At 39.5% G+C, this 16988-nt stretch carries 16 protein-coding genes and 1 riboswitch; of the genes, 2 read left to right on the top strand and 14 right to left on the bottom strand.

The window, feature by feature from the left end:
- Positions 1–139: 139 nt before the first annotated feature.
- The gene (locus CD33_RS18345; RefSeq protein WP_036203573.1) at positions 140–1585 is read right to left on the bottom strand and encodes a RecQ family ATP-dependent DNA helicase; all 1446 of its coding nucleotides are present in this window, start codon (positions 1583–1585) and stop codon (positions 140–142) included.
- Positions 1575–2618 carry a YpbB family protein gene (locus CD33_RS18340; protein ID WP_036203571.1) on the bottom strand — a complete coding sequence of 348 codons (1044 nt, stop codon included), beginning with the start codon at positions 2616–2618 and terminating at the stop codon, positions 1575–1577. The genes CD33_RS18345 and CD33_RS18340 overlap by 11 nt, the downstream gene beginning before the upstream one ends.
- A 105-nt stretch (positions 2619–2723) precedes the next feature.
- On the opposite strand from CD33_RS18340, the gene CD33_RS18335 reads away from it, so the two are divergent.
- Positions 2724–2972 (top strand): ferredoxin, encoded by a 249-nt coding sequence (locus CD33_RS18335; RefSeq protein WP_036203567.1) that lies wholly within the window; start codon positions 2724–2726, stop codon positions 2970–2972.
- 39 nt (positions 2973–3011) lie between these two features.
- On the opposite strand, the gene CD33_RS18330 is transcribed toward CD33_RS18335, so the two are convergent.
- Together CD33_RS18330 and CD33_RS18325 are read right to left on the bottom strand one after the other, a co-directional pair.
- Positions 3012–3683: a DUF1129 family protein gene (locus CD33_RS18330; protein WP_052130333.1), complete on the bottom strand. Its 672-nt coding sequence runs from the start codon at positions 3681–3683 to the stop codon at positions 3012–3014.
- A complete protein-coding gene (locus CD33_RS18325) occupies positions 3667–4008 on the bottom strand; it encodes a PadR family transcriptional regulator (RefSeq protein WP_036203565.1) in 342 nt (113 codons plus the stop codon). Before CD33_RS18325 ends, CD33_RS18330 begins: the two co-directional genes overlap by 17 nt.
- A gap of 368 nt (positions 4009–4376) precedes the next feature.
- Between CD33_RS18325 and fabI the strand changes: the two genes are divergently transcribed.
- The gene (gene fabI / locus CD33_RS18320) at positions 4377–5153 is read left to right on the top strand and encodes an enoyl-ACP reductase FabI (RefSeq protein ID WP_036203562.1); all 777 of its coding nucleotides are present in this window, start codon (positions 4377–4379) and stop codon (positions 5151–5153) included.
- 66 nt (positions 5154–5219) lie between these two features.
- On the opposite strand, the gene CD33_RS19625 is transcribed toward fabI, so the two are convergent.
- The 10 genes from CD33_RS19625 to CD33_RS18270 form a co-directional block, all read right to left on the bottom strand.
- Positions 5220–5879 carry a peroxiredoxin family protein gene (locus tag CD33_RS19625; protein ID WP_052130332.1) on the bottom strand — a complete coding sequence of 220 codons (660 nt, stop codon included), beginning with the start codon at positions 5877–5879 and terminating at the stop codon, positions 5220–5222.
- A gap of 142 nt (positions 5880–6021) precedes the next feature.
- Entirely contained in the window at positions 6022–7356 is a 1335-nt protein-coding gene (glnA, locus tag CD33_RS18310; RefSeq protein ID WP_036203559.1) for a type I glutamate--ammonia ligase, read from the bottom strand.
- 50 nt (positions 7357–7406) lie between these two features.
- Positions 7407–7805 (bottom strand): MerR family transcriptional regulator, encoded by a 399-nt coding sequence (locus CD33_RS18305; RefSeq protein WP_036203556.1) that lies wholly within the window; start codon positions 7803–7805, stop codon positions 7407–7409.
- Positions 7806–8322: 517 nt separating this feature from the next.
- Positions 8323–8901 (bottom strand): ECF transporter S component, encoded by a 579-nt coding sequence (locus CD33_RS18300; RefSeq protein ID WP_036203553.1) that lies wholly within the window; start codon positions 8899–8901, stop codon positions 8323–8325.
- Positions 8902–9164: 263 nt separating this feature from the next.
- Positions 9165–9335, bottom strand: a riboswitch (FMN riboswitch).
- 102 nt (positions 9336–9437) lie between these two features.
- Positions 9438–10670 (bottom strand): hypothetical protein, encoded by a 1233-nt coding sequence (locus CD33_RS18295; RefSeq protein ID WP_036203549.1) that lies wholly within the window; start codon positions 10668–10670, stop codon positions 9438–9440.
- Positions 10667–11203 (bottom strand): RNA polymerase sigma factor SigX, encoded by a 537-nt coding sequence (locus CD33_RS18290; RefSeq protein WP_036203546.1) that lies wholly within the window; start codon positions 11201–11203, stop codon positions 10667–10669. The genes CD33_RS18295 and CD33_RS18290 overlap by 4 nt, the downstream gene beginning before the upstream one ends.
- A 271-nt stretch (positions 11204–11474) precedes the next feature.
- Positions 11475–13250 carry an ATP-binding protein gene (locus CD33_RS18285; protein ID WP_036203544.1) on the bottom strand — a complete coding sequence of 592 codons (1776 nt, stop codon included), beginning with the start codon at positions 13248–13250 and terminating at the stop codon, positions 11475–11477.
- Positions 13243–13959, bottom strand: a complete 717-nt coding sequence (locus CD33_RS18280) for a response regulator transcription factor (RefSeq protein ID WP_036203541.1) — start codon at positions 13957–13959, stop codon at positions 13243–13245. Before CD33_RS18280 ends, CD33_RS18285 begins: the two co-directional genes overlap by 8 nt.
- 182 nt (positions 13960–14141) lie before the next feature.
- Entirely contained in the window at positions 14142–15335 is a 1194-nt protein-coding gene (ccsB, locus tag CD33_RS18275; RefSeq protein WP_036203538.1) for a c-type cytochrome biogenesis protein CcsB, read from the bottom strand.
- Positions 15332–16984, bottom strand: a complete 1653-nt coding sequence (locus CD33_RS18270) for a cytochrome c biogenesis ResB family protein (protein WP_036203536.1) — start codon at positions 16982–16984, stop codon at positions 15332–15334. Before CD33_RS18270 ends, ccsB begins: the two co-directional genes overlap by 4 nt.
- Between the last annotated feature and the right edge of the window lie 4 nt (positions 16985–16988).

The following is a 16988-nucleotide window of genomic DNA, read 5'->3' as shown; positions in this document are numbered from 1 at the left end:
ATCTTTCCCTAATTATGACGAAATTTCTATGAAAAGTAAATGATAGGATTGGAAATTTTGAGAGATTTATGTCGATAAATTGATAAACTTAGTAGAATATGTGATTTCTCCTATTGAATCCTTTTAAAGCTGATAATTTTCAAGAGTTTCCTAATAATAATATTTCAATTCTATCTTTCCAGTTCAATAAGTGAGGGTACGTTGCATCATTCTCTCGTCGATGGATTATCTTCCCATAATCCATCCCGCAGCACTGGCAGCAATCATTCGGTGTATTGTCCAAAGTTTGACCGAAATAATGGACAAGTTTTTCCCTCATACATTTATTCGTATCGATCAATTCCATTACTTCTTCAACAGCTCTCATTTTCTCATATTTCATGGATGTTAATTGTTGTCTAACTTCGGCAGGCTGAAGCTGATTCATCCAATAATCCAATACACGGAAAGCTGTCTCGGAAATTTCGCCATTTTGAATCATGGAGCTCGGTTGTTCATTTCTTGACCGATAACTTAAGTAACTATCCACATGCGCGTCTACCGGGTAATCATCGATCCCTACAAACTTGGCAAACTCTTCATCCCCCTCTGCATAAAGCAAAATGGCGAGAGAGTCTTTGCCATCCCTTCCTGCCCTGCCGATTTCCTGCATATAATTGGCCATATTGGAAGGTAGCGATTCGTGGATGACTTGACGAACATTTTGCTTATGCACCCCCATGCCAAAAGCGTTGGTTGCAACAATCCATTCTAGGGAACCATCTATAAACTGTTGCTGTATAAACTGCCTGTCCAACGGGTCCATCCCACCATGATAGGCAGCACAAGAGATACCCGCTTGAAGCAACCTTCCACTAAGACTTTCTGTTTTCGACCTGGACTGTGTATAAATAATGCCAGGTCCCGCACTTTTTGATACATGGTCCATAATCCAGTCAATTTTGTCTTCTCTTCCTTGGAACAACATTTTCCCCAAGTGAATATTAGGCCGATCTACTGAATGAATGAATTTATATGGCCCATCCATATTCAAATAACTTTCAATATCACGAAGAACCTTTGTTGTAGCGGTTGCCGACAGCGCCAATATTGGCGGGCGATTGACTTTTCCAATTACTTGTCCGATACGCAAATAATCCGGTCTAAAGTCAAAACCCCACTGAGAAATACAATGTGCTTCATCCACAACAATCAAAGAAAGTTCCATAGAATTTAGTTTCTGTTGCACATGCTCTTGAAGAAGCATTTCAGGAGAAATAAATATAAAACGGTAATTATGCAAATAATGAATTGTTGTTCTTTTTTGTGCAGGGTTTAAAAATGAATTCAATGCTATGACCCGCTTTTCCTTAAATTGCTTCATTTGGTCGACCTGATCCTGCATCAATGAAAGTAGCGGGGATATGATTAATACCGGTTTATCGAATATATAGCCAGGAAGTTGATAACAAAGAGATTTTCCCATTCCAGTCGGTAACAGGGCAATAACGTCTTGACCCTGGAGTACGTTTTCAATAACTTCTTTTTGGCCGGGGCGAAAATTAGAGTAGCCAAAATATTTATTCAGGATTGATTCAAGTTGCATCTTGTTCACCTCTCGCCAGTACAAGCCTTAACTGAAAATATGTAAGATGGGGAACAACTTCATGTAAGACTTTTAACTTTCTTGTATTATAATCATCCACTGCGGTGAAAACTTTTTTGATATCTACTGTTGAAACGAATTGCTCTAATTTGAAATGCGGTTCGTTCATAGCAAGTTCCACAATATGATCTTCTATCGTACTTAATTTCAGATTTCGAATCTTGCTAATTTCTTCTATGGAATGTCCATTATTAAATAGCTCCGCCGAGTGAAAGGCAGATCCCGTCAAAGGGTTTTTAATACGGAGACCATCAGCCATTTGGTGTAGTAGAGGGAAATATTCACTATTGGCCAATATTATATTCATCCAATTATGTAAGGTGGCGATATAAATTACTTGCAGGTCGATATCGTTCATATTTTCTTGAAAACCAATTTGTTGCCAAGTTAGCCCTGACGAACCATAACCTGACAATCGAAGAATGAGTATATTTTTTCCTGACTCTTCAACATTGGTTTGTTCTAAACTGCTATGGATTTCATTTAATAATCTCGGTTGCAATTGCCCACCCTTATACTGATTTGCTTTTAAAAAACCTTTAGCCCATTGCTGAACCTGTTCATCTTTCTGGATGGGCACAAAGGTCATTTGGCCAGCTCGTTGATGGGATAATGTTTGAATGATTAACGATAATCTAGCAAAATATATATGCTCATTCCCTCGGTAATGCCAACCGTCAAGTGAGAGTTTTTGCATCTTCTTCAATTGTTCGTCTGCATTCCTTGTTAATTCATAAAAACCATCATCTTTAACGATGAGGGATTGATTTTCAATAAGAGTCGACAATTCCTCGTTGTACTTGGTTCTCGTTAATTTCGGAAGTATTCCAAAGTATTGATGCAGTTGGTAGATTCCGACATCCTGCACGGTCTGTCCCGATCGTTTCCCTCTTAGTAGATGGAATGGTGCAGAGATGGATCGTTCCTGATTGAAATTGTGGAAAATTTGTAAAAGAATATGATGGAAAATCAAAATCAACCCTCCATTTCAAACTATTAGGTTGAAAAGTAATTTAAACAGATTTAGAATAGATAAGAAGCTTTAATTGGAAGCGCACGTGAAAAAGGAGAGAAAAACATGCCAAAATTTACAATTGTAGATAAAGATACATGTATTGCTTGTGGCGCTTGTGGTGCTGCAGCCCCGGATATTTATGATTATGATGATGAAGGAATCGCCTTCGTTATTATTGATGATAACATGGGTACAACTGAAGTGCCAGAAGATTTACTGGAAGACATGCAGGATGCATTTGAAGGCTGTCCTACAGATTCTATCAAAGTGGCCGATGAATCATTCGAAGGCGACCCATTGAAATATGAATAATCAAAAGAGGTTGGCGGATATGTGCCCAACCTCTTTTTTTCACTTAGATTCCCGCATTTTTTTAAACAGGAATGCCGCCAATAGAAAGAAACAGCCTAGTCCGAATTCAAACATAAAAGAAATAGTAAGGGATGGTCCAAATGGATCAAAAAAGTAATTTACACTGATCCCGATTCCCAATAATAATACAAAGAGTAACCCGAATAGCCAGTGAACCTTGCTTTTCGTGACTTTGTCTTCAAATGCATTTCTTTTAATAACCCTAAATATAAAGTAAATTAATAGGATAATACTTGAAATTAAGCATACTGCTGAAAGAAAAACCGATCCCAGATGTATCGTTTGATCCTGTCTTGTAATTAGCGGGAATAAACCACTTATCGCTAGATACCAACCGAATAATGTAAATGCAATTTCAAATCCAAAATCCAGCATGTCCTTAAATGTCTCTTTTGGTAGGGTTTCAATAATTTCTTCCGCCAGCTCTTTTGGGGTTTTACCAAAGACATCCTCTGCACTCTTCCCTTCCTTCTGCGCCTCTATGAGATGATCCAGCATTTCAAGCAAGACTTCTTCTGTTGCCCGCTCACTTTTTAAAGCATTTGTTCTTATATATACGAGCATATTTTCATAATACTTTTGATTTTCGGATGTCAAAATTTTTCGCTTTTCATTATTTTGCTTCACCAACTCTTTAACAGTTGTTTGCATCCTCATCACCTCTTAATATTTTAGTAATTGGGTCGTTCAGTAAATTCCACTCGCTTCGTATTCGTTTTAAATTCTCCTTGCCTTCATTTGTTAACGAGTAATATTTCCTGTTTGGCCCATTTCCGGATGGGCGCATTGTCCCAACAATCCAATTGCTCTTTTGAAGCCTTAATAAAACAGGATAAATCGTCCCTTCACTAATTCCCATTAAGCCAAACGCCTGTAATTTTTGGGAAAGCTCATAACCATAAATCTCCTCCTTTTCAATCATTGCTAATACACACCCATCTAAAACGCCCTTCAATAGTTGGCTTCGAATGGACATATTGTTCACCCCATTGTCTGATTTAGTCCGGAACATACATCTCTAAGTTGCCATGAGGAAAGCACAATTCTGATAACTTAAATACTTATGTATCCACTTAAAGTTTAGAACGCCCATGATTCTATAGTGCCTTATTATTTTTCAACGCTTCGCACATACAGATCACTACATCTTCAAGAACTTCTATATTACCTCGCTATATTAACTAGGTACCTCAAGTATATTGCAATACAATATAGCTATCCACTATTTTGTATTGCAAGTTACCAGACTCTTCTTGATTTTTATTTATCAAGCTGTTAAACTTAATTTTAGTAGTTGGTACTAATAACTGATGTAAAATTATATTTTGTAAAGGGGATCATCGGATGGATTTACTGCAAATGAAGGACAAGAATATCGTTGTAATGGGCGTTGCCAATGAACGAAGCATCGCATGGGGAATTGCAAAAAAGCTTCTTGAAGTTGGGGCAAACGTTATTTTCACTTACCGCAAAGAACGTTCTAAAGGAAAAATTGAAAAAGTGCTGGAAAATTACCAGGACTATAACACAGCTGTTATCGAATGTGATGTAAATAGTGACGAAAGCATCGCCAGAGCGTTCTCACAAATCGGTGAACAGTTCGGTGTTATTCATGGCATTGTACACTCTGTAGCTTTCGCACACGCTGAAGACTTAAAAAACCGCTTTGTGGAAACAACTCGTGAGGGATATGCATTTGCACAAGATACAAGCGCCTACTCATTGGTAGCTGTAGCGAATGCCGCACGACCATTCATGACGGAAGGCGGCTCGATTGTCACAATGAGCTACCTGGGAGGTCAACGTGTTCTCGATGGCTACAATGTAATGGGTGTTGCTAAAGCAGCACTTGAAGCGGCGATGCGTTATTTAGCCGCGGACCTCGGGGCAGATGGAATTCGTGTAAATGCGATTTCAGCAGGAGCAATTCGTACACTGGCTGCTAAAGGCGTACCAAGTTTCAACACAATTCTTCACAAAATTGAAGAAACATCCCCACTAAAACGTAATACCAACCAGGAAGAAGTAGCAGATATGATGCTTGTCATGCTGAGTGCCCTTTCGCGAGGCGTAACAGGTGAAACAATCTTTGTGGATTCTGGTTATCATATTTTAGGTTAATTAATATAAGGACTAGCGATTGCAAAATGCAAAAGCTAGTCCTTTTAGCAATCCCTGGCAGATTTGCTAGAGCAACTTCTCGACCAACACTTCCTCCGTCACCGGCCCCAATATTTGCTCAACAACGATTCCCTCTTCATCAATAATCAAACTCGTTGGGAGTGTAAGGACTTCATAATTAAGTAGGACATCTCCGTTTACATCCAACAGAATCGGGAAGCTGATGCCGAATTCACGGGCAAACCGTTTGACTGCATTTATGCTTGATTCTTTATCCGTAGCATTCACAGCAAGGATTACTACCCCCTCTTTAGCTGCATGTTCATCATGGAACTTCTGCATGGCAGGCATTTCCTTCACACACGGTGGACACCAAGTAGCCCAAAAATTGATCAGCACCTTTTTTCCCTTGAAGTCGGACAATCTTACACGTTCGCCATCCAAATTTCGCAATTCAAAGTCGGGAGCTTCAACACTTAATGTACGCGTTTCGCTCTTCCGGCCGACTTGTTCGTAACCACGGCTAGAATCAAGGGCTCCCGACTCTTCAGCATTAACGGGCACACCTTGCTCCGACATTTCACTGTAACTTTCCTGTAATCCATCCCATTCCTCACTTTCCCCTTTTCTCTCGTATACCATCATCACATTTGTGGCAATCGTGTATATCACTCCCGCTAAAATGACCAGCGAGAAACATAACGTTACTATTTTCTTCGGGGGCAATCCACTCACCTACTTCGTTCATTTTTTTACAAGTATATGAGCAAAGCCCAGTTAAATGAACGTGAGTTTAAGTAACATTTCCAAAAGCAATAATGAACAACGAAAAAACCGCCCCAATTGAGACGGTCCGATGCATTGCTCATTAATACATTTTTAAATATTGATCGCGCTCCCAAGGATGGACGACAGTTCTGAACATATCATACTCAATTTCTTTTGCTTCTTTGAAGTTAGAATAAATATGCTCACCAAGTGCCGATTTGATTACTTCATCTTGCTCCAAATAGGAAAGTGCTTCAAGCAAAGAACCTGGCAAGCTTTCAATTCCATTTTCGATCAGTTCAGCAGAATTCATCACATATATGTTGCGATCAACCGGTGCTGGAGGTGTTAAATCGTTACGGATACCATCCAGTCCTGCTTCCAGGAGAACAGCTAGAGCTAAATAAGGGTTAGCAGATGGGTCAACAGAACGTAATTCGACACGCGTAGATAAACCACGGGATGCTGGAATACGGATTAATGGTGAACGATTACGAGCGGACCAAGCAATGTAGCATGGTGCTTCGTAACCAGGTACTAAACGTTTGTAAGAGTTTACCAACGGGTTCGTCACCGCTGTAAATGCTTTAGCATGTTTCATGATACCAGCCATGAATGAACGCGCAGTTTTTGATAATTGCAGTTCTGCATCTTCATCGAAGAACACGTTCTTGTCACCGCTGAACAACGAAAGGTTTGCGTGCATTCCCGAACCATTCACACCGTAGAGCGGTTTAGGCATAAATGTTGCATGCAGTCCATGCTTACGTGCAATCGTCTTAACCACAAGCTTGAATGTCTGAATATTGTCGCATGCTTCAACTGCATTAGCATACTTGAAGTCAATTTCATGTTGACCTGGAGCAACCTCATGGTGAGAAGCTTCGATTTCAAAGCCCATTTCCTCAAGTTCCAACACGATATCCCGACGGCAGTTTTCCCCTAGGTCCGTAGGTGCTAAATCGAAGTAACCACCATCATCATTCAACTCCAATGTTGGTTCTCCTTTTTCATCTAACTTAAATAAGAAAAACTCTGGTTCCGGTCCTAAGTTGAAGCTAGTGAATCCCAACTCCTCCATATTGGCTAAAACACGTTTCAAGTTTGCACGTGGATCCCCGGCAAATGGTGTACCATCCGGATTCGTGATATCACAGATCAGTCTTGCCACTTTCCCTTTTTCAGCAGTCCAAGGGAAGATTACAAATGTATCCAAATCAGGTTTTAAGTACATATCAGATTCCTCTATACGTACGAAACCTTCAATCGATGATCCATCGAACATCATTTTGTCATCGAGCGCTTTATCCAATTGGCTTAATGGAATTTCTACGTTTTTAATAGTACCCAGAATATCAGTAAATTGTAGACGGATATATTTTACGCCCGCTTCTTTCACGATTTGTTTTATGTCTTCTTTTGTATACTTAACCATTCAATCCACTCTCCTAATATTTGAAATTATGAAAAAATTTAAAATATAATTCACTCACCCTTCGATTGGAAAAAGCGAGATAAATCTCCTTGTCTTATTGAAGCTTTCTGCATGATTTGTGCTTGCTGCATTTCTTCACGCAGTATTGCTCGTAGTTCGGAATCTGAAATGGCCATTTTGTTAGAAGAAATTACATGACTACTGTTCACCCTCATATCGAACACTTTCTTGATACCCGCCATATTAATCCCCTGGTCAAGAAGCTCCCGAATTTCCAATAATGCATCTACATCGTCTAGCGAGAACATTCTGCGGTTCCCTTCCGATCTTGCAGGTTCGATCAGTTTATGTTCTTCGTAATATCGAATTTGCCTAGCAGTCAACTCCGTTAATTGCATAACCATGCTAATAGGGAGTAACGGCATTGCTCTTCGAAACTCTCGACTCATCGACATCGCCTCCCTTTCATATTTTTATTTTAATCTATGTTATTTATAATATCAATTACATGTTAGGAAAAATAACATATCAATATTCGATTTTATTCATCTATTTTCTAGATAAAAAAAATCATCAACGGATAGCAAGGTTTACAGTGTCCCCTCACTTTGTTATTCAACTTTTTTGCTGACGGAGTTAAGAAGGAGCTTTCATTTGGTGTTAGTTAAGCTTCGGAAAATGGAGTCATGCGCACATTTTTAGTAATGATCTACGAATGTTCGATATGTCCTGGTAATTCAGGATGGATGGATTGTTGCTTTCCTGATTCTTCATCGACATCTCCAAGTTTTGTTCCTGAAGTTTCTATTCCCGCCCTACTTCATAATCCGCCAACCATTTTCCAGTGCTGCTCCCAGAATTCCAGCCTGTTTATTTTCCAACAGCCAAGATTCCTTTACGGACATATAAAAAAGCTGTTCATTAAGACGATTTTATCGACTTAACGAACAGCTTCAAACATGCTATTTATAATAAATACTGCGCTCTTTGATTTTCAATCCAAACCTTCATTGTGCGGAACAGCAAAATGATGATCACCATAAGCATAATGCCTTTAACAATGTTGAACGGCAGAATACCTAATACAATCGTTTCTTTCATATCGAAAGTACCCCATCCAAGGAAGTAAGTATACATAGGTAAAAACGCTACATAGTTTAGTAAACTCATACCCACCGACATGATCACAGTGCCGACAATCAAACCAAAGCTTAAGCCTTTGATTGTAGGAAACTTTTTATAGATATAGTAGACAGGTAGAATGAATAAAATCCCCGTTGCGAAGTTTGCCATGTGGCCTACAGGAACCCCTGTTGGTGTACCGGAAAAAATCCAATCCAAAATGTTTTTAAATAGTTCCACTAAAATACCCGCAACCGGTCCCATTGTGATTGTTGCAATCAGCGCAGGTACATCACTGAAATCAATCTGTAAAAATACAGGGAACCATGGTAACGGAAAGTTTAGCAGCATCAAAATGAATGAAATACTACTTAACATTGCAATCGTTACGAACGAACGTAACTTAAGCTTTTGATTTACCATCAAAATCTCTCCTCTTTGCTGATTCAACTAAGCAAGAAGAAAGGACAGCCTTCCGGTTATCCATCTCAATGCACAATAAAATCCCTTACGCTAATTTGCATAAGGGAGAAAATAGGTACATTGAAAAAACAGTAGCTTGCACGTCAAGATGAGCATCTGATCCAAAAAAACGATACCCAAAAAACAGTAAAGAAAAAGCGAATTTCCGCATTTGCATTACTTTAAACGCACAGCTTCCATCGAATAACGAAAAGAGACCGTACCTTCACCTTCTCCCATCCAGACTATACTGTCGGCTTTGGAATCGCACCAAATCCTGCTCAAAAAAGCTCGCGGGCTGAAGAAACTGTATGCAAAATCCTCCAAGTAAATGGTCGGAAGTTGCAGCTTCTATTACCGCCGATCGGGAATTTCACCCTGCCCCGAAGATGAATCAATATTTAATTTAATGTTACAGTCTCATTATATCTCGATTCTGAGATGATGTAAAGATGTAAAACGATATAATCCCCACTCATATGGTTGGAATTTTTTCGTTAATTATTGAAAACAGTCCAATAAGAAATTCCGTTGGGCCCAACCGGCTTTGGAAGAATTGTTGTAAAATCAAACCCTTGCCAATCGGCTTGCAGTACATTTTCAAATTGCACTTGCATATCAAAATTGGCTGCTGTCAACAAAATCCCCTCAATCATTTGCATCGCTTGAACTTGGTCGAAACTGTCCAAATCCACATTTTCTTTAAACTTTACAGTTACAATTTGATTTTCCACATTTACCTCATAATCCACTTCCGGTATAATAACAGACTGATAAATATCATTCGTTTCCTCTTTCATAGCCGAAATAGCTTCCTCCACAGTCGAGTAGGACTCCCTAAAATTTGGAGCTAAATAAGTACTACCATCCGCCTGTGTATGTCTGAAGTAATTATACTGGGTAAGATCACTATTTAACTGAATTGGCGTACTCGCTTCCCCAACCTCACTAAATGTAAAGGCAGCACCTTCTTCATTCAAAAGCGCCACTTCTTCATAAGAATCGCTGAAAGTATCCACTAATGATGCGAAATAAGTAGTAAGGGCACCACTGGCCAGGTCATACTGCTGATCATCTGGCAGGGTATGGATGACTCGATCGTCTAACTCCGAAATCGTGCCCATATATGGGTGATAATCCGCAAATCCTATCGCACTTTCATTAAAGAGTGGTGCGTAATGATTATACAGTTCTACCCCGCTTGGTGCGACACTTCCAAAATCCTGCTGGATAATGTCATTTGGAATTAATACAGTTATCGGCACGCTGTCCGCAGCATCACTGGCTAACCCCAGTTTAAATAAGGTATTTCCTTCAACTTCCTCAGGGTAAACCGCTGTACGAAGATCTGTTTCCATCGTATTGAAAGTACGCATTTCCGACTCTTCCGCTGTCGACTCCGAAATCTTCATCTCCTGCATATCGCTTGACTCAGTAGTACTTGTTTCCATGCTTTCATTTGCCGTATCCGATGAAGAATCGCGATTCATAAATGACGGTATTAAGACAGCCAGTATAAATATTGCAGCGATTGAAACAACAATGGGAACCCAGTTCAACCTTTTAGGCTGTTTTGTTTTTAAAGTATTAGTATTTAAAGGCTCATCATCAAAGAGACCGTCCTCTTTAAGACGTTTTAAAACATCTTCTTTTGAACGTTGATCATGAATCTTCGGTACTTTACCTAGTAAATCTTCAATTTTACCGTCTTCCCATTTATCATGATTCATCCGCGATTTGCCTCCTTTGCTTCTGTCGTATCTGTCAAAATTTCTCTTAGCTTATTAATTGCCCGATGCTGGGTTGTTTTAACCTTGCCTTCTGTCCAATTCAAGATAGCTGCTGTTTCAGCTATCGATAATTCCTGGAAATAACGCATAATAATGACCATTTTTTGGTCACCTGTGCATTTTTCCAATGCCTCCAATAATTCGCGCATTTCATCATTCAACTCGGTTAGTATCTCTGGTGACTTCATAGGAGAAACAAGATTGTCGGTCTCCCAATTGAATGCATCGAATGCATGCGAAGAGCGCACCGCGTTTTTTCTGAAATAATCAATTGCTACATTTTTGGCAATGGCAAATAGCCAAGTTTTTTCAGAGCTTCTCCCTTGAAATCGCTCATAGGATTTTAAAACCTTTACATATACCTCATGTGATAAATCTTCGGCAACTGAACGGTTTTTGACCATATAAATTAAAAACTGGAAGACATCCTGATGATATAAATCATATAAACGATGGAAAATGGACTCTTTCACCACGCCACCCCCGTTCTAATAGAATTCGTCGTTGTTTAAGTAAAAAAGTTTCAGGAAAAATGTACCATATAATTGCTTAAAACCGCAATCAAATGCAGGTTCTCAATTTGGTATTGTCATATAAAAAAAGGGCATCTCCAAAGTCATATTCACATACTTTAGAGATACCCTGATTGACTGCAAAATTAATCAGCTTTTACCTAGATGCGCCAGTTCTGCTTCTATACTTGCTTGATGGGTACGTGAACAGCACAGCTTGCCGGTACAAATATTACAGCGGCAAATAGAAAGTAAAGGTTGTTCCTTGCCCCAACTCACTATCAACACGAATATTCCCTTTATGCGCTTCTACGATATTTTTGGCAATGGCAAGTCCCAAACCCGTACCGCCTTTTGAACGTGTTCTCGCTTTATCCGCTTTATAAAAGCGCTCAAATACATATGGCAAGTCCTCTTGGGGAATTCCTTCCCCGGTATCTTTAACCTGAATTTTGGCGTACGATAATTCCTGTTCTATAGTAACCGTTACACTCCCTTGAGTAGAAGTATGCCGTATTGCATTATCAATGAGATTTGTGAGCACTTGTTCTATTCGGTCTTCATCCAAACTAATTTGTACATTTTCGGAAAGACTTGTTTTAAATTGCAATTCGACTTTCTTTTCTTTTGCAACTTGAGTAAATTTCTGTGTTATACGCTCCACCACATCCACAACATGTACTTCATCCTTATAGAGCGTCGTATGACCATTTTCCATTCTGGCCAGATCAAGCAAATCGTTAACAAGACGACTCATCCGCTTCGATTCATCATAAATGATCCGGGTGATTTCATAACGTTCCTCCTCATCTGATACTACATCATCCAATAACGCTTCGGAATACCCTTGCAACATCGCAATAGGAGTACGAAGCTCATGGGATACGTTGGCGATAAAGTCCGAACGCAATTTCTCCAGACGAATTCGCTCCGTCATATCACGAATGACAGCGATGGCACCACGAATCGATTGTTCACTGTTTTTTAACGGACTGATTGTAATGCGATAATAGGAACCATCGATTTCGATATCTTCTTCCAATTTATCTTCAAAACTTAACACATGCTCCAACATTTCAAAAACTTCCTGTGGAATCGGGCGATCATTTTCAAATTTTTTATCAATAAACCATTTTTGGAGCAACTTATCCGCAGGTGGATTACTCAAAAGAATCGTTCGGTCACGGTTAAATGTGATGACACTATCTGTCATGGATGTTAAAACGCTTGCCAACTGCTCTTTTTCCTGGTTGATCACTTCCAAATGGTGCTTTAATTGCCTTCCCATTTGGTTAAATGCTACCGCCAGTTGCCCAATCTCGTCATTTTGTGTCGTCGGCAAAGTTTCATCGAATTTTCCTTTAGCCAGTTCAAATGCATGTTCACGCATTTTGCGAAGTGGCCATGTGATTCGAGAAGAAAGAAAGAAAGCAAAGAAGGTCGTTAAGACAAAGGCAATAAAGGCCGAAAGAAAGACAATTTTTGTCGTTTCTTGGGATGTTTTATGGAGTGCGCTAGGATTTTGATAGATAAATATCGCGCCATGCAATTTATCATCGCTTTTTAACGGATAGCTCAGCACAATATACGTTTCCATTTTCCCCTCTTCTACTTGTGAAGGTAATATCATACGCTCTAATATTGGCTCGGTAGATTCAAAGATATCATTAAAGTTTTTATTTTTTAAAATATTATTTTGAATTTCTATACTATTTAAGCCCGTTTGAAAAGCGGATACGACTTCCTTTTTTTGCGAGACGATAAATGCATTCGTATCTTCGGTAATCATTTCATTAATAATTTCATCTGTTAACTGTTCCAGATCGTAATTATCGACAATGCTCGCAATCGTTGAGGCGGTTTGCCTTAAGGAACTGTCCGCTTGTTGTTGGTGATAATCTTCCAAAAACTCCAGCATCAATACAGTAAAGACGAATAATACAAACGAAACGAGAAGCAATATGGTTAACCATAGCTTCCCGACAATACTGCGCCATATTCTATTCATTCACAACCTCAAATTTATACCCTACGCCCCAAACAGTGACAATCATTTTCGCTGCATCTTCCGACACTCGGTTGAGCTTTTCGCGCAGTCTTTTTACATGTGTGTCAACAGTACGCAAATCTCCGAAGAAATCATAATGCCAAACTTCTTTTAGAAGTTGCTCACGGTCAAATACTTTGTCAGGAGCTTTTGCCAAAAAATATAATAGCTCGTATTCTTTAGGCGTTAAATTCACTTCTGTCCCGTCTGCTGATACTCTGTGTGCGTCATGGTCGATTGTAAGATGTGGAAAGACCACTAAATCTTTGGAAGTAGACGGAGTTGAAACGGGTGAAAATGCAGAAGAACGGCGTAAAATCGCTTTCACACGTAAAATCACTTCCCGGGGACTGAATGGTTTTACTATATAGTCGTCTGCACCAAGTTCAAACCCTTGTACGCGGTTGGCTTCTTCACCTTTCGCAGTCAGCAAGATAATTGGTGTTGTCTTATTTTCACGTAATTCCTCACAAACTTGCAGGCCATCTTTTTCCGGCATCATAATATCCAAAAGAATGCAATGGTAATCTTTTTCTAAAGCCATTGCGAGAGCCATTTCACCATTTTCAGCTTCATCTACTTCATACCCTTCACGTTCAAGGTACATTTTTAATAAGCGGCGAATACGGTCTTCATCATCTACTACTAATACAGATATATTTTCAGACATAGGTTTTACCCCTCTCATTCTTTCTCTTTCCTATTGTACAATTTCATGTCATAAATTTAAAGGATATATTAGAAAACTTAGGGTGACGCAGGGATGATAACGATTAAAAAGTACATTGGATGTTAATAGAATTTTTATAAAAAGAAAGTCCTCCCCAGTCAACGGGGAGAACTTTCATGATTTCAGTTTGCAGCGTAAGAGTGCAAGCCAGCGATTACCAAGTTCACAACAATTAAGTTAAAGAGGATGATGGCAAATCCGACTACTGCAAGCCATGCTGATTTTTTTCCTTCCCAGCCTTTTGATAAACGCAAGTGAAGGTATGCAGCATAGAAAAGCCATGTAATAAGAGCCCAAACCTCTTTCGGGTCCCAACCCCAATAACGACCCCACGCTTCCTGTGCCCAAATCATCGCGAATACTAGCGCCCCTAATGTGAATACAGGGAAACCAATTAATACAGAACGATAACCAACTTCATCCAGCAAGTTTAAATTAACTTTCTGCACTAAAGGATGCAGCATGCTCAAAATGCTTCTTCGTGCAACTAATCGTACGATTATATAGATGACCGAACCGATAATGAATGACCAGAAAACAGTTGTTAATTTTTTCGCATTTATTACTGCAGGCATTTCCACAATTGGATTCATTACATTTTCAGTTAATAATGTATAATCATTCATGCCGAAGACAGCCGGCATATTATATGTTATTTCTTGTTCCGCTTTTTGGGTATCAATATAAGTAAAGTCCGCTTCGTACCCCACGCCTTTAAATAGAACCGTTGCGAGAATGAATCCTATTACAAGGACACCAAAATATAATACCGCTTCCATCCAAAAACGACTCTTAGACTGAATTTTAGGATTAATGGATTTCAATAAATATAATAAACCTGCCACCGCACTTATTGCCAAGATTGATTGCCCCATTGCAGCGGTAATAACGTGAATTGTCAACCAATGACTCTGAAGTGATGGCACAAGCGGATCCACACTGTTCGGGAACATCGCTGCGTAACCTATTATTAGTAAGGCAACAGGTAATGCCACTAGTCCGAGTGCTGTTAATCGATACATATAGTATATCAGGATGAATGCCGCAATTATGAACATGCCGAACGCAGTAGTAAATTCGAACATATTACTTACAGGGGCATGTCCTTTATGAATCCAACGGGTGATGAAATAGCTAAGATGTGCCAAGAATCCAATAATCGTAACGATTAGGGCCAATTTACCCCATTTGTCCGCCCGACTCACCGCACCATCCGGTTTAGAACTTTTTATAGCTCCGCCAAATAACAGGGTCCCCACTAAGTATGCTATAAATGCTACATATAGCAGGTTGCCACTTAAACTAATTAAACTCATAAGGTGCTGTCACCTTCCTTTTCCTTTTCTGCATCATCATCTGATTGATCAATATATTTGGGAAGATGTGCGAATTCAACCACTGCATCTATATCTTTCTTGATACCAAACCAATTTTTGTTTGTATGTGCAGCAAGACGAATTGACCCATCATCTAATTGCTCAACCCATAAACGGCGATGATTCCAATAAGAACCAATTGCCACCCCAATCATGAAGATCGCTCCACCAATTGCCAGGAATGGTATTGAACTGTCTTTATGCACTGTTAAACCAGTCATATTTCTTGTTTCAACACTTTTGAATGCCATTTTATATGCATTATCACCATTCGGTTCGACCGTTTGCTGAATTGCCACAAAACTTACTTCCCCCTCTGGTTTGTCCGGTGTCGTCATTTTAAAAATAAAGGCTGGGTTGTTCGGATTTGGTGTTGCCGTTTGCGGCTCGCCATTCTCAAATCCAGAGAAGTCAGGATAGTAACCAAGTAATTGAACTTTCGTTTGGTCATTTATTACATACTCATCTTGGGGATTTGTTAGATCAACGTGCACTTCCCCAAAAGATTCGCCTGTTTCCTTATTTGTCAGGACAAAGTTCATTGCTTTAATTTCATTTAATCGAAAATCCATTTGATAGAATGAATAGCCCTCGTGTTGCAGTGGGTGATTTACACGTATGGAGTATTCTTTCACCAATTCTAAATCATCCGCTTTACCTGGTACCGCATCATCCGTTTGCTTATATAATTTAGCGTTGGTTTGATAGTTTTTCGCAACAACGTTTACTCCTTGAAGTTCCTGGTTTTCAGTCTTCTCATTATCATGCATCTCTAGAATGAATTTCTCATTTTCAATAAAGTAGCCTTCCATGCCCGGCACTGCACGCATTTCGCCTTCACGGACCCACATGGACTCATCCACGTAGAATCCCGGAACAAGTCGAAGCATTACGGCAGCCAGAAAAATGATTAGACCTACGTGATTTATGTATGGACCATAACGGGAAAAACGCCCCCGCTCAGCAAGGAGAGCATTTCCATCACGCCGAACTTTGTATTTCAGCTTTTTCATTTTTTCTTCGATCAAGTTCAATGTATTCGCTGAATCACCGTTTATGATTGGACCTTCAGCAATGATGCGTTGACGTTTCAAAAAGCTTTCATGCCGTTTTACCCGCTGATTTTTTAGGGATCGGTGCAATGGAATTCCGCGGTCGATACTTGCAACGATAATTGAAATGGCCAGCATTCCTACTAGTATTTGGAACCACCAAGAACTATAAACATCGGAAAGTCCAAGTTCATAGTATAATTTTCCGAGCGATCCATAAGTATTTTCATAATAAGCTTCTTTTTCGGCATCCGTCGAAACACTGATATAAAACTCTTGCGGGAAAATCGTCCCGATAGATGCTGCAATAAGGTTTATGATAATTAGTGAAATTCCTACTTTCACACTCGAGAAGAAATTCCAGATTTTATCGACCATCGACTTGTTGCGAGTTTTTGAACGAATCGCAGCACCATCATATTTCATATCAACGATCTTGCTCGATTTTGCCTCTTCTGTTAGTGGTCGACCACACTTTCCGCAAAGTTTGGTACCAGCTGGATTTTCATGACCACAAACACAAATAATTTTTTCCATATAA

Source organism: Ureibacillus sinduriensis BLB-1 = JCM 15800 (genome assembly GCF_000772955.1).
GTDB classification, from domain to species: Bacteria; Bacillota; Bacilli; order Bacillales_A; family Planococcaceae; genus Ureibacillus; species Ureibacillus sinduriensis.
This window is presented reverse-complemented; position numbering and strand designations above follow the sequence as displayed.

Bases quoted from the DNA above. Each gene is read 5' to 3' on its own strand.
- CD33_RS18345 (WP_036203573.1), bottom strand. From the start codon at position 1,585: ATGCAACTTGAATCAATCCTGAATAAATATTTTGGCTACTCTAATTTT.
- CD33_RS18335 (WP_036203567.1), top strand. From the start codon at position 2,724: ATGCCAAAATTTACAATTGTAGATAAAGATACATGTATTGCTTGTGGC.
- CD33_RS18330 (WP_052130333.1), bottom strand. From the start codon at position 3,683: ATGCAAACAACTGTTAAAGAGTTGGTGAAGCAAAATAATGAAAAGCGA.
- CD33_RS18325 (WP_036203565.1), bottom strand. From the start codon at position 4,008: ATGTCCATTCGAAGCCAACTATTGAAGGGCGTTTTAGATGGGTGTGTA.
- fabI (WP_036203562.1), top strand. From the start codon at position 4,377: ATGGATTTACTGCAAATGAAGGACAAGAATATCGTTGTAATGGGCGTT.
- glnA (WP_036203559.1), bottom strand. From the start codon at position 7,356: ATGGTTAAGTATACAAAAGAAGACATAAAACAAATCGTGAAAGAAGCG.
- CD33_RS18305 (WP_036203556.1), bottom strand. From the start codon at position 7,805: ATGAGTCGAGAGTTTCGAAGAGCAATGCCGTTACTCCCTATTAGCATG.
- CD33_RS18300 (WP_036203553.1), bottom strand. From the start codon at position 8,901: ATGGTAAATCAAAAGCTTAAGTTACGTTCGTTCGTAACGATTGCAATG.
- CD33_RS18295 (WP_036203549.1), bottom strand. From the start codon at position 10,670: ATGAATCATGATAAATGGGAAGACGGTAAAATTGAAGATTTACTAGGT.
- CD33_RS18285 (WP_036203544.1), bottom strand. From the start codon at position 13,250: ATGAATAGAATATGGCGCAGTATTGTCGGGAAGCTATGGTTAACCATA.
- CD33_RS18280 (WP_036203541.1), bottom strand. From the start codon at position 13,959: ATGTCTGAAAATATATCTGTATTAGTAGTAGATGATGAAGACCGTATT.
- ccsB (WP_036203538.1), bottom strand. From the start codon at position 15,335: ATGAGTTTAATTAGTTTAAGTGGCAACCTGCTATATGTAGCATTTATA.
- CD33_RS18270 (WP_036203536.1), bottom strand. From the start codon at position 16,984: ATGGAAAAAATTATTTGTGTTTGTGGTCATGAAAATCCAGCTGGTACC.